A 12,834-nucleotide genomic window follows, 5' to 3' on the forward strand; every position below is an offset into this window, starting at 1 on the left:
CATCAGAGGAAGAACGGACTTGGCTGGAACAGCCTTTCCACATCCGGAACATACTTTTTATCAACCAGGAACATCACCACGTGATCGTCCTGCTGGATCACCGTTTTATCGTGGGCGATCAGAACTTCTTCTTCGCGCACGATCGCACCAATGGTGGTGCCCGGTGGCAGTTTGATATCGCCAATGGCACGACCGACTACCTTCGATGTGTTGGCATCACCGTGGGCGATGGCTTCAATGGCCTCTGCCGCGCCGCGACGTAGCGACGACACGTTCACGATGTCCGCTTTACGCACGTGGGTCAAAAGCGCAGAGATGGTCGCTTGCTGTGGCGAGATAGCCACATCGATAGCACCGCCTTGGACCAGATCGACATACGCGCCGCGCTGGATAAGCACCATGACTTTCTTGGCACCCAAGCGTTTTGCCAGCATGGCCGACATGATGTTGGCTTCGTCTTCGTTGGTGACCGCGATAAACACATCAATCTGATCGATATGCTCTTCGCTTAGAAGCTCTTGGTCAGCCGCGTCACCACAGAACACGATGGTGTTTTCCAAAATCTCAGAAAGCTGTTCGGCGCGTTGCGGGTTTCGCTCAATCAGTTTCACGCTGTATGAACGTTCAAGCTTCTCGCAAGGCCCGCACCGATGTTACCGCCACCCACAATCATGATGCGCTTGTATGGCTTTTCAAGACGTTGCAGTTCACTCATGACCGAGCGAATGTGATTGCTCGCCGCCACGAAGAAGACTTCATCATCGGCTTCGATGATGGTGGTGCCTTGCGGACGAATAGGACGGTCGCGACGGAAAATGGCGGCTACGCGGGTATCAACATGTGGCATGTGCTCGCGAAGGGCAGACAGGGCATTACCCACCAGTGGGCCGCCGTAGTAGGCTTTTACCGCCACCAGGCCGACTTTGTTGTCGGCGAAGTTTACTACCTGCAGGGCACCCGGGTATTCAATCAAGCGATGGATATAACGCGTGACCAACTCTTCCGGTGCGATCAGGTGATCAACAGGACAAGCATCGGTTTGGAAAAGCTGTTCTTTCGCCGCGAGGTATTCTGGGCTTCGGATCCGCGCAACGCGGTTTGGCGTGTTATAGAGCGTGAAGGCAACCTGACAGGCAATCATGTTGGTTTCGTCAGAGTTGGTGACGGCGACCAGCATGTCGGCATCTTGTGCGCCGGCTTCTAACAGGGTTGAGGGGTGACTTGCGTAGCCTTGAACGACACGTAAGTCGTATTTGTCTTGCAGCTCTCTGAGGCGCTCGGGGTTTTTATCGACAATGGTAATGTCATTGTTTTCGCCAACCAGATTTTCGGCCAATGTACCGCCGACCTGTCCAGCCCCCAAGATGATAATTTTCATAACGTCTGCGTGAACCTCGGTTCGTTTCTTATTTTTATCGCTGGTGGGCGAACCCACCAGCATTGTCTCTATTACGCTTTCTTAAGGACGGCGTAATAGAATCCATCCATGTTGTCTTGTCCCGGCAGGATCTGACGACCCGGTGCCTCTGGCGTGCCGGTTTCCAGTGTTGCGTCACTGGTGCGCGCCAAGAATGCTTTCACCTGTTCACCGTTTTCTTGCGGTGTAATGGAACAGGTTGCGTAAACCAGCGTACCACCAGACTTCAATTGCGCCCACATTGCATCCAAAATTTCTGACTGCAAGGTCGCCAATTGTGCGATGTCTTCCGCGCGACGCAGCCACTTGATATCAGGATGGCGGCGAACAACGCCGGTCGCTGAACACGGTGCGTCGAGCAGAATACGATCAAACTGTTCACCCTTCCACCAATCTTGTGGGTAGCGCGCATCACCACAGATCACCTGTGCGTTCAGCTTCAAACGCGAGAGGTTTTCTTCCACGCGTTTCAGGCGAGTGGCATCCACATCCATCGCAACCACTTTCGCAGTGGGTTGATGTTCAAGGATATGGCAGGTTTTACCGCCCGGTGCTGCACAACAATCGAGAATCAGTTCATTCGCTTGTGGCTGCAGGTAACCCACAGAAAGCTGCGCCGCCGCATCTTGCACGGATACCCAACCGTCGGCAAAGCCTGGCAGTGCGGTTACGTCACACGGTGAGGCGAGTTTCAAAGCGTCTTGCGCTTCAGGGTGAAGCTCGGTCGCAATGCCAGCGTCATCCAACAGTGTACGGTAGCTGTCACGGGTGTGGTGAGTGCGATTCACGCGAAGCCACATTGGGGCTTTCTCGTGATTGGCTTCTACCACGCTTTCCCATTGTTCAGGGTAGGCTTGCTGGAGCAGTTTCAATAACCATCCAGGGTGACCGTATTTACCCGCATCGTTCGACACCGCCGCGACATCCAAGGCTTCTTGGTTGCGCTGGTAGTTACGCAAAACGGCGTTGATCAGGCCGCGCAATTGGGGCTTTTTCAGCACCTTGGTGGCGTTAACGGTTTCTGCCACCGCGGCATGCGCAGGAATACGCATGTAGCTCAATTGGTAAAGGCCAACCAAGATAAGGTGGTGGAAAACACGCTGCTTACCCTTGAGAGGCTTGTCCATCAGCGACTGAGTAATTGACTCCAGTCGTGGCAGCCAGCGCAGGACGCCGTAGCAGATCTCTTGCAGCAAGGCACCGTCGCGGGGGGCTACTTTCTGCTGTGCCGGTGGCAGTGCCGCAGACAAGGATTGTCCTTGGTCGACCACTTGATAAATGACCTGTGCAGCGACAGCTCTAACGTTCATGAAGTTACCTCAGTGTTTGCCCGCTTGGATGCGAGCCACTAAAAAAGGCCAGCAAGCTGGCCTTCTCATTACAGGGTGTTGCCAGGTTCAAACCATTCGCGGCGCGAGTTCAGAATGTCTGCTGCGCTCATGGCTTTCTTGCCCGGTGGCTGGATAGCGGTCAGGCGCAACACGCCGTCGCCCGTTGCCACGCGAATACCGGTTTTGTCCGCAGACAAAATGGTACCAGGAGCTTTGTCGCTGCTTTCTGCGTCAACTTCTGCATCCCACACCTTGATGTTGTGCTCTGCATCGTTCGCCGTCACAGTGAAGTAGCTCATTGGCCAAGGGTTGAAGGCACGAATGCAGCGTTCAATCGCAACCGCACTCAGGTTCCAATCCACCAACGCTTCTTCTTTACTCAGCTTTTTCGCGTAGTTCGCTTGCTCGTCATCCTGCTTAACAGGGACAGCGTTGCCAGAGGCGATGTCGCCCAGACAGTCAACCAGTGCATCAGGGCCAAGCTCAGCAAGGCGCTCGTACAAGGTTGCGCTGGTTTCTTTCGCATCAATATCCAGCGTCGCGATTTTCAGCATGTCGCCTGTATCCAGACCGATGTCCATCTGCATGATGGTCACGCCTGTTTGAGCATCACCTGCCCAAATTGAACGTTGGATAGGTGCAGCACCACGCCAGCGCGGCAAGATAGAGCCGTGCACATTGATACAACCCAGACGCGGGGTATCCAGCACTGGCTGAGGCAACAGCAGGCCGTAAGCCACCACGACCATGATGTCAGCACCGATCGCTGCTAACTCTTGCTGCGCGTCTTCTGAACGCAGCGTTTCTGGTTGGTAAACCGGAATGTTGTGCTCTTGCGCCAGCATTTTCACTGGGCTAGCAGTTAGCTTCTTGCCACGGCCCGCAGGGCGGTCTGGCTGGGTATAAACCGCAACCACCTCGTGGTGTGAAGACAACAACGCCGCCAGATGACGGGCGGCGAAATCCGGCGTACCGGCAAATACGATTTTAAGTGAGTCGCTCAAGGACACCTCAGCTGGCTTTTTGGTTGGCGCGTTTGATTTTTTCCAGTTTTTGCTTGATGCGCTGTTGCTTCAGTGGCGACAGGTAATCAACAAACAGTTTGCCTTCCAAGTGGTCTAGCTCGTGTTGAACACAGATTGCCAGTAGGTCATCTGCGTCAAACTGATATTCGTTGCCGTCACGATCCAGTGCGCGAACGGTCACTTCTGATGCGCGTGGCACCAGTGCACGTGCACCCGGTACAGACAGACAGCCTTCTTCGATACCGTCTTCGCCGCGTTTTTCCAGAATCTCTGGGTTGATCAGCACCATAGGCTCATCACGGGTTTCAGACAGATCGATAACAACGATGCGCTGGTGGATATCTACCTGCGTCGCTGCCAGGCCGATACCTTCTTCGTCGTACATGGTTTCCAGCATGTCATCGACAATTTTTTGAATCTCTGGCGTGACGCTCTCTACCGGTTTAGCCACCGTGCGTAGGCGATCGTCCGGGTAGGTCAAAACCTGTAATACACTCATATACGTCTCTTAAATATGTTGAACTGCGCCGTATCCGGCGTCGCTAATTGGGCTAATTCTAGACATTTTGCAAATCAAATGACAGCATCCAAGTCGAAAGTATGCTTTTGGAGACATAGGATGTTTAAAAAGCTAATCATTATCGTTTGCTCTGCAATGGCTTTACCTGTCTTTAATGTGTTTTCACTGGCGTTGACCGATGACGCCCCGGCCACGTATACCGTGAAAAAAGGGGACACGCTCTGGGACATCGCCGGGGTGTATCTGGATGCGCCGTGGCAGTGGTCTTCACTGTGGCGACAAAACCCCAGTATCGCCAATCCCCATCTTATCTACCCGGGTGACACCCTTCAGCTGAAGTGGGAAAACGGTCAGCCGATTTTAACTCATGCGACCAACGGTGACCTATCGGTTGCGCCGATCGCCAGTACCCCTGCGTCGGTACTAAGACAATATCTGACCTATGACACGCTGATGGGTGTGGCAGAAGTGGATCTCGCGCCTCGGGTGCTGGGAAATCATGAAGGTTGGAGTTATATCTCCAAACGCGCGCCTTTCTATATAGATGCCGCAGTAGAGAACGACTCGTGGTTTATTTACCGCAAAGTGGAAACTTTCGACCGTGCCATGGATGAAACGTCAATACAGATGGTGAGCCTCAAGAAAGTGGCGGAAGCCAAGCTCGTTAAAGTGGTGGATGGCATGTCTGAGATGATGCTGACTCAGCAGTCGCAAGAAGTCAGACCCAATGACATTTTGCTGCCATCGCTTGGGGCGAAAACCGGTGAGATTTTCCATCCGTCAATGGCACCCGATGGCCTAAGCGGACAAATGGTCGGGCACCTTTATGGCAGTAAATATGTCGGTCTTCGCCAGATAGTGGTGGTTGACCGCGGTAACGAAGACGGTCTCAAACCCGGCCATGTGCTTTCAGTGATGCAAGAAAGCGCGGCACTTCGTGGCAAGAAAGGGGCGATGCGCTACGAAAAAGATGTCGATAACGCGCCAGATCCCGTGGTTAAGGCGTTACCTTCCCGCTCGATTGGTCAGTTGTTGGTGATCCGAAGCTATCCGCATTTTAGTCTGGCCATGGTGGCCGATGCCGATCAGCCGCTTTCGTCAAACATGCCTGTGGTCGCCAGCGGCAGTTCATAATGGCAACAATGGTTGAAAGCTGGCTGAGGTTAGCGGCAATCCCGCGTTTGGGTGCGAAATCTCTGGGTAAACTCTTGAGTTCGTACCCACCTCACAAGCTTCTGACCCTCACTGATGATGAGTTGCAGGCAGCTGGATTAAAACCCGAGCAGCTCCATGCGTTTCGCCACCCTGACGAGCGCATGATTGAAAACTGTCTGGCGTGGGAAGATGCGCCAGACAAGCATATTTTGACCCTTGCCGACCCAAGATACCCATACCTGCTTAAACACATTCCCTCTGCACCGCCACTGTTATTCGTCGAAGGCAATGCCGATGCGCTGTCATCGCCGCAAATTGCCATTGTCGGCAGCCGTCATGCCAGTAGCGATGGTCTCTCGCTTGCGCATGAATTTGCCTATCAGTTGGTGCGTCATGAGCTGACGGTGACCAGCGGCTTAGCGTTAGGCATTGATGGCAGGGCGCACCGCGGCGCGTTAGATGGCAAAGGAAAAACCATTGCCGTGTTGGGCTCGGGTCTTGATAAAATTTATCCCTTCAGACACAAGGCCCTTGCCCGTGACATTAGCGCGTCAGGCGGCGCCTTGGTGTCAGAGCTTTGGCCTTGGTCGCCACCTAAACCGGCGTTCTTTCCGAAACGTAATCGTATTATCAGCGGTCTTTCTACTGGGGTGCTTGTTGTCGAAGCGGCAATGAAAAGTGGTTCGCTCATCACCGCTAGGTTGGCATTGGAACAAGGACGAGATGTCTTTGCGCTGCCAGGCACGGTGAACAACCCCTATGCAAAAGGCAGCAATGGGCTCATCAAACAAGGTGCATTTCTTGTTGAATCCGTAGACGATATTTTGGAGCAGGTGGGAACGCTTGCAGGCTGTGCAATAAATCATCAATTAGACGTGACGCAGGCTCAAGTTTTGCAAGAAGAATTGCCATTTCCTGAACTGTTGGCTAACGTAGGAAATGAAGCAAGGTGTGTCGATGTGCTTGCAGAACTCTGCGATCAACCCGTTCACGAAATCATGATGCAGTTGTTAGAACTAGAGCTACAGGGGCTTGTTACCGCAGTACCTGGAGGCTATATCAGAACGAGGAGGGGCTAGCATGATGGACATCCTAATGTACCTGTTCGAGACCTATATCCACAGCGATGTTGAGCTGATGGTCGATCAGGACGAGTTGGCTGATGAACTCTCCCGAGCAGGATTTCATCAAGACGATATTTACAAGGCACTGAACTGGCTGGAAAAGCTGGCTCTGTTGCAAGATGCTGACAAAACGCCTTATCTCACCGCGAATGCGCTGACTTCAGTACGTATCTTTACACCGAAAGAAATGGACCGTTTGGACACTGAAAGTCGCGGCTTTTTGATTTTCCTTGAGCAAATCAATGTTCTCAGCCCTGAAACCCGCGAGATGGTGATTGATCGCGTGATGGAGTTGGAAACGCTGGAGTTTGAGCTGGACGATCTCAAGTGGGTAATTCTGATGGTGCTGTTCAACGTGCCGGGCAATGAAAGCGCGTACGATCAGATGGAAGAACTCCTCTATGCGACAGCAGAAGACGAATACCTTCACTGACCCTTTATTTCTAAGTCGTTGAGGCTAAGCAGTTTTGGCTGGAAAAATTGACGAATCACTCTTCAGTGCACACGAACATGCATTGAATGAAGAAGAACGCTGCCCTAAATGTGGCAGCGTTCTTGTTATTAAGCACAGCAAGCGTGGGCCGTTCAAAGCCTGCACCGGCTACCCTGCCTGTGACTTTGTAGAATCCCTGCACCATAACGATGGTCATATCGTTAAAGAGCTGGGTTTACCATGCCCTGAATGCGGCAATGAGTTGGTATTGCGTCAAGGACGCTTTGGCATGTTCATTGGCTGCTCGTCGTACCCTGAGTGTCAGCACATTGAAAAGCGCGATCAGGAGCCCGAGCAGGAAACCATGGACATCGCGTGTCCAGAGTGCAAAACCGGGCATCTGCACGAGAAAAAATCTCGCTTCGGCAAAGCTTCTACGCCTGTGATGGTTATCCGAAGTGTAAGTTCGCCGTCAACCTCAAGCCGCTGAAAGGCGTGTGCGAAGTGTGTGGTTACCCGTTATTGCTGGAAAAGAAACTGGCAGCGGGGATTGTTAAAGTCTGCGCAGACAAAAAATGTCAGCACAAACAAGGCTAAGCCTTGTGACAAAGAAAAAGCCGCATCAAGCGGCTTTTTTTGTGTTTATTCAGGCTTATCGCAAGCTGTCAGCCGCGGGTTTTAACGCCGGAAATTCATCGTCTGCGAGATGCTGGGAAACAGTATCTAGTGCGTCACCTAAAGAAGCCGCAGATTCTGCACACAGGTTAATGTGACCAATCTTGCGACCTGGTCGAGGGGCTTTGTCATACCAGTGCACATGGGCATGAGCCATGACATCGGTCGGTACCGTCACTTCACCGACAATGTTAATCATCGCAGTGGGACGAACGCGTTTGGCACTGCCGAGCGGCAAACCGCATACAGCGCGAAGGTGGTTTTCAAACTGACAAACTTCCGCGCCTTGTTGCGTCCAGTGGCCCGAGTTGTGCACGCGGGGCGCAATTTCGTTCACCATCAAGGTGCCGCCGACGTCGAAAAACTCAATGGCCAGCACGCCGACATAGTTCAGCGCATCGGCCACGGCTTTAAACATGGCTTCCGCCTGTGATTGCACCGCATCGTCATCGCCTGCGGCCACAGACACAGACAAAATGCCGTTGGTGTGAATGTTTTCGGTCAGCGGGTAGATTTCCAGTTTGCCTTGGGCGTTTCGTGCGCCAATCAAGGATACTTCACGATCAAACGGGACAAATTCCTCAGCAATGACGCATTGGCGGCTGCCTTGAGGCGACGTCTTGAGAAATTGGTCGATGTCTTGCCAGATAGCATCCAAATCCGAGTCTGGCTTTAAGCGCCACTGACCTTTGCCGTCATACCCGTCGAGCGCACTCTTCAGAATAAGCGGAAGGCCGATAGTTGCGATAGCCGCGTCATAGTCATCCTTGCTTTCAATCACTTGATAGCGGGCATTATTGACGCCAGCTTTGTCGAGAAGGGCTTTCTCTTTACGGCGATCGCCGCCAGTGAGAATTGCTTCTTCGCCTGGGTAGAACTTGCCGCTTGCCTGACAGATGGAAAGGACATCGGGCGCGATATGTTCAAACTCAGCCGTGATGACATCCGTATCAGCGATACCGTTCTCAAGACCTTGCCCCAACACTTCCAGTGTTACTGGGTGAACAAGGTTGCCACTTCGCACATCATACGCACTGATTTTCAAATTTAATGGGGCACCTGCCAGTGCCATCATACGTGCCAGTTGTCCGGCACCGAGTACCAGCACTTTCATGGTTATTCCACCGATGGGTCAGGGTGAGCCAGAACCGTTTCCGTCTGTGTATGACGGAAGGTATCGATTTTCGCCAGTAGGGCATCGTCACCGGTCGCCAGAATTTGTGCTGCGAGGAGGCCTGCGTTTGCTGCGCCTGCATCACCAATTGCCAGCGTACCGACAGCCACGCCTTTTGGCATTTGCACGATAGACAGCAGAGAGTCCATGCCTTTCAGGGCTTTTGATTGCACCGGCACACCCAGTACAGGCAAGCTGGTGAACGCCGCGTCATACCCGGTAGGTGAGCGGCACCGCCTGCACCCGCAATCAGGACCTTCAGGCCACGTGATGCTGCGTTGCTAGCGTATTCTGCAAGGAGCTGAGGCGTGCGGTGTGCTGAAACCACGCGGGTTTCGTAAGCAATACCGAAGTGATCCAGCATATCTGCTGCGTTTTTCATGGTTGGCCAATCTGACTTTGAACCCATGATGATGCCGACTTTCATAGTTGCTCCTGTAACTGCCGTGTACTGCAACCCCGGTGTCCTGTTCTCAAACCGGTTTCCCTTACTGAGAAAAGAGAGGGTTAGGTGAAATTGGCGCCATTATATCGGCAAAAAACGCTGAGGAAAACGTTTGCGTCGGTGAGTTTGGTGCGATTTATCATTCGCACAAATGCAGAAATAACGCTAAGTCTGTTTCGATTTGTGACAAAAGTGTTGAGAACGTCAGGTAAAGTTAGTCATAGTAGGCGTGAATGAGAAAAAAGAGTTGGAGAACCCCATTGGCAAGTGTTGAACAGTGCGTTGAAGCCCTAACGCGAGGAGAAGTGATCGCCTACCCAACAGAAGGTGTGTTTGGTGTGGGATGTGACCCGGACAGTCCAGCGGCCGTGCAGGCATTGCTGGACGTGAAAGAGCGCGACAAAGCAAAGGGACTGATCCTGATTGCAGCAACGCTTGTTCAGCTAGACGGTTACATCGACTTCGACAGTTTGAGCGATGAGGTGAAAGCAGACGTGCTGGCCACGTGGCCGGGACCTGTGACTTGGGTGATGCCAGCGGGCAAAAAAATCACAGATTGGGTGACAGGTCAGTTCGAGACTGTTGCGGTGCGTGTTTCTGATCACCCGGATGTGCAGGCGTTGTGTCTGGCATACGGCAAACCTATTACCTCTACCAGTGCTAACTTGAGCGGTGAAGAGCCCTGCCGCAGCGTCGAAGAAGTCGAAGCGCAGCTTGGCGAGCGCGTACCGTGCGTCTTGCAAGGTAAAACAGGTGGACGTGACAATCCTACCGAGATCCGCGATGCACGTTCTGGTAAGGTGCTACGTCAAGGCTAACAAATACAAGGAAATCGCGTGCAAAACCAACAGCTTCCTCAACAGGTAGATAAAGAAGCGGTCAAACGCTTTTTGCTTTCGCTACAAGACACCATTTGTACCGCGCTTGAACGCGAGGACGGTGCGGCCTCTTTTCAAGAAGATGCGTGGGAGCGAGAAGCTGGCGGTGGCGGCAGAAGCCGGGTATTGCGTGGCGGTCAGGTGTTTGAACAAGCCGGCGTGAATTTTTCTCACGTCTACGGTGACAAGATGCCAGGCTCAGCGACGGCGCACAGGCCTGAGCTGGCCGGGCGTAGCTTTGAAGCCATGGGCGTGTCTCTAGTGGTGCACCCGAATAACCCGCATGTGCCGACATCACACGCCAATGTACGTTTCTTCATTGCTGAAAAAGAGGGTGAAGCACCCGTATGGTGGTTTGGGGGAGGATTCGATCTCACGCCTTTCTACCCGGTAGAAGACGATTGTCAGCACTGGCATGACACCGCCAAAGCGATTTGCGCGCCGTTTGGAGATGATGTGTATGCCGAGCACAAAGCGTGGTGCGATCGCTACTTCTTCTTACCACACCGCAATGAAACCCGCGGCGTTGGTGGCTTGTTCTTTGATGATTTGAATGCGTGGGGCTTTGATGCCAGCTTCGATTACATCAAAGCAGTAGGTGAAGGCTATTTGGATGCCTACCTGCCTATCGTGCAAAAGCGCAAAGAGACAGCGTTCGGTGATCACGAGCGCCAATTCCAGCTATACCGTCGTGGCCGATATGTGGAATTCAATCTCGTCTACGATCGCGGCACCCTGTTTGGCCTGCAAAGTGGCGGACGCACTGAATCGATTCTGATGTCGATGCCACCGTTGGTTCGCTGGGAATATGGCTTTGTGCCAGAAGACGGCTCACCAGAAGCCAAACTCTATAACGACTTTCTTAAACCAAGGGACTGGTAAGTAAGCAATGGACAAGTACGTTGTTGTCGGCAATCCGATATCGCACAGCAAATCTCCTTTTATACATACACTCTTTGCGCGTCAGACTGCGCAGGACATGACATACCAAACCTTAGAAGCCCCTTTGGGCGGGTTTGATGAGGCCGTCACCGCGTTTTTCAATGACGGTGGAAAAGGGTGTAACGTCACGGTACCGTTTAAAGAGAATGCCTATGCCATGGCAACCATGCTGACCGAAAGGGCGAAGCTTGCTGGTGCCGTGAATACGCTGAAAAAGCTTGATGATGGTGGCATTCTTGGCGACAACACCGATGGCGAAGGGCTGGTTCAAGACCTTCTTAGTCATCATGTACAAATAGAAGGGGCTAAAATCCTACTTCTTGGTGCAGGTGGCGCGGCGCGCGGCGTGGTGCTGCCATTACTAAAGCACGAACCGGCTTCTTTAGTGATTGCCAATCGCACCGTCAGCAAAGCAGAAACTTTGGCAGCACTGTTTGCAGAGCGCGGTAACCTTGATGCCACAGGCTTTGATGCGTTGGAAGGACAGACCTTTGATGTCATCATTAATTCCACATCGGCAAGTTTGTCGGGAGAGCGTCCACAAATCCCTGCCAGTGTCATGCACGCAAACACAGTGGTGTATGACATGGTGTATGGCTCAGGGGTAACAAGCAGTAACCAGTGGGCGTTAGACAATGGGGCCGCCCGCGCGATCGATGGATTGGGGATGCTGGTGGGTCAGGCCGCAGAGAGTTTTACCATTTGGCGAGGTATCCGACCGGGGACGGGTCAGGTGCTCAGAGAATTACGCCGAAATTTGGCTGAGTAGCATGAACCAAAATATTCTATTTCCTGATCTTCAAACCGTGGATGACGCGCGTAACGCCGTGAGTTTTCAAGCGCAGCAAGCCGGGGCACTGATCCCATGCTTTGTTCTGGTAAGTGATTTGGAAAAACGCTCGGGCAGTAAGCTCGACTCGAAAGAGGCGATACTCAATGCCTTCAATGAGTACCGCTTTGACTATGAAGAGTTCGCCGAAGAAGCCATTGAAGATGAAGACTTCAATGGCGATGGCGAAATCTGGGTTAGTTAGCCTCTTCTATATAGTCGTTTTTGGTCGCCACGTAGTTATCAGACGACTTTTGCAAAAAGGCGCGTTCTTCTTCTTTAAGAGGACGCGCTTGTTTGACTGGGCTGCCAACATAAAGATAGCCAGACTCTAAACGTTTCCCAGGTGGTACCAAGCTGCCTGCACCGACCATGACCTCATCTTCGATGATGGCACCATCAAGCACAATCGCTCCCATACCGACCAGCACCTTATTACCAACGGTGCAGCCGTGCAGCATTACCTTATGACCCACAGTCACGTCTTCACCAATGATCAGCGGGTAGCCTTCAGGGTTCTCTTTATTCTTATGCGTCACGTGTAAGACCGAACCGTCTTGAACGTTTGAGCGATCGCCAATGCGGATATGGTTAACGTCACCGCGCGCGGCGACCAATGGCCAGATGCTGACATCATTGCCCAGCGTGATATCACCTACTAATACAGAAGTCGGGTCGATATAAACGCGCTCACCTACCTCAGGGTAGATACCTTTATAACTACGAAGTACAGAAGACATAGCTAAATCCATTAGGAGAATATGAAAAACAGACTATATGCATGAGCGTGAGAGTGCAATTATTCGACGATATTATGCCTTTTATACCCACTTTGTGTGAAAAGTGACCGAACGCGCCGTTTTTATAAGAAATCTGTAAAAAAGCA

12 protein-coding genes and 3 pseudogenes are annotated in these 12,834 nt (G+C 52.4%); 8 read left to right on the forward strand and 7 right to left on the reverse strand.

Translation table 11 applies throughout. The features are described from left to right. Positions 1-2: 2 nt before the first annotated feature. From trkA to def, 4 genes and pseudogenes are all read right to left on the reverse strand, one after another. Positions 3-1,378 (reverse strand): annotated as a pseudogene (gene trkA, locus ATN88_RS15300) (Trk system potassium transporter TrkA). A 71-nt stretch (positions 1,379-1,449) separates the two neighbouring features. After that, positions 1,450-2,727, reverse strand: a complete 1,278-nt coding sequence (rsmB, locus tag ATN88_RS15305) for a 16S rRNA (cytosine(967)-C(5))-methyltransferase RsmB (RefSeq protein ID WP_067417721.1) — start codon at positions 2,725-2,727, stop codon at positions 1,450-1,452. Positions 2,728-2,795: 68 nt separating this feature from the next. Beyond that, positions 2,796-3,752 (reverse strand): methionyl-tRNA formyltransferase, encoded by a 957-nt coding sequence (gene fmt, locus ATN88_RS15310; protein ID WP_067417753.1) that lies wholly within the window; start codon positions 3,750-3,752, stop codon positions 2,796-2,798. A 7-nt stretch (positions 3,753-3,759) separates the two neighbouring features. After that, positions 3,760-4,272, reverse strand: a complete 513-nt coding sequence (gene def / locus ATN88_RS15315) for a peptide deformylase (RefSeq protein WP_067417724.1) — start codon at positions 4,270-4,272, stop codon at positions 3,760-3,762. A 120-nt stretch (positions 4,273-4,392) separates the two neighbouring features. Here def and ATN88_RS15320 point away from each other — a divergent pair, with 120 nt between their 5' ends. The 4 genes and pseudogenes from ATN88_RS15320 to ATN88_RS15335 all read left to right on the forward strand — a co-directional run bounded on the left by ATN88_RS15320 (position 4,393) and on the right by ATN88_RS15335 (position 7,602). Next, positions 4,393-5,427, forward strand: a complete 1,035-nt coding sequence (locus ATN88_RS15320) for a LysM peptidoglycan-binding domain-containing protein (protein WP_067417727.1) — start codon at positions 4,393-4,395, stop codon at positions 5,425-5,427. Then, on the forward strand, positions 5,427-6,527 hold the full coding sequence (dprA, locus tag ATN88_RS15325) for a DNA-processing protein DprA (RefSeq protein WP_067417730.1): 1,101 nt from the start codon (positions 5,427-5,429) through the stop codon (positions 6,525-6,527). The genes ATN88_RS15320 and dprA overlap by 1 nt, the downstream gene beginning before the upstream one ends. A gap of 1 nt (position 6,528) precedes the next feature. After that, entirely contained in the window at positions 6,529-7,005 is a 477-nt protein-coding gene (locus ATN88_RS15330; protein ID WP_067417733.1) for a DUF494 family protein, read from the forward strand. A 34-nt stretch (positions 7,006-7,039) separates the two neighbouring features. After that, a pseudogene (locus ATN88_RS15335) lies at positions 7,040-7,602 on the forward strand (DNA topoisomerase family protein). A 55-nt stretch (positions 7,603-7,657) separates the two neighbouring features. Here the strand turns inward: ATN88_RS15335 and ATN88_RS15340 are convergent. After that, the gene (locus tag ATN88_RS15340; protein WP_067417736.1) at positions 7,658-8,794 is read right to left on the reverse strand and encodes a 5-(carboxyamino)imidazole ribonucleotide synthase; all 1,137 of its coding nucleotides are present in this window, start codon (positions 8,792-8,794) and stop codon (positions 7,658-7,660) included. Between the two features lie 2 nt (positions 8,795-8,796). Next, positions 8,797-9,281 (reverse strand): annotated as a pseudogene (gene purE / locus ATN88_RS15345) (5-(carboxyamino)imidazole ribonucleotide mutase). Between the two features lie 278 nt (positions 9,282-9,559). Between purE and ATN88_RS15350 the strand changes: the two are divergent. The 4 genes from ATN88_RS15350 to ATN88_RS15365 are packed head-to-tail and all read left to right on the forward strand — an operon-like array spanning position 9,560 to position 12,153. Next, positions 9,560-10,117 (forward strand): Sua5/YciO/YrdC/YwlC family protein, encoded by a 558-nt coding sequence (locus tag ATN88_RS15350; RefSeq protein ID WP_067417739.1) that lies wholly within the window; start codon positions 9,560-9,562, stop codon positions 10,115-10,117. A gap of 18 nt (positions 10,118-10,135) precedes the next feature. Beyond that, entirely contained in the window at positions 10,136-11,059 is a 924-nt protein-coding gene (hemF, locus tag ATN88_RS15355) for an oxygen-dependent coproporphyrinogen oxidase (protein WP_067417742.1), read from the forward strand. A 7-nt stretch (positions 11,060-11,066) separates the two neighbouring features. After that, on the forward strand, positions 11,067-11,888 hold the full coding sequence (gene aroE / locus ATN88_RS15360; protein WP_067417745.1) for a shikimate dehydrogenase: 822 nt from the start codon (positions 11,067-11,069) through the stop codon (positions 11,886-11,888). A 1-nt stretch (position 11,889) separates the two neighbouring features. Further along, complete coding sequence (locus tag ATN88_RS15365) at positions 11,890-12,153, forward strand: DUF1488 family protein (RefSeq protein ID WP_067417747.1); 264 nt, start codon at positions 11,890-11,892, stop codon at positions 12,151-12,153. Here the strand turns inward: ATN88_RS15365 and ATN88_RS15370 are convergent. Next, the gene (locus tag ATN88_RS15370; protein ID WP_067417750.1) at positions 12,146-12,688 is read right to left on the reverse strand and encodes a gamma carbonic anhydrase family protein; all 543 of its coding nucleotides are present in this window, start codon (positions 12,686-12,688) and stop codon (positions 12,146-12,148) included. The two genes, ATN88_RS15365 and ATN88_RS15370, sit on opposite strands and share 8 nt — an antisense overlap. Positions 12,689-12,834 lie beyond the last annotated feature (146 nt).

The sequence above is a fragment of the Enterovibrio coralii genome (assembly GCF_001559595.1).
Classification (GTDB): Bacteria; Pseudomonadota; Gammaproteobacteria; order Enterobacterales; family Vibrionaceae; genus Enterovibrio; species Enterovibrio coralii.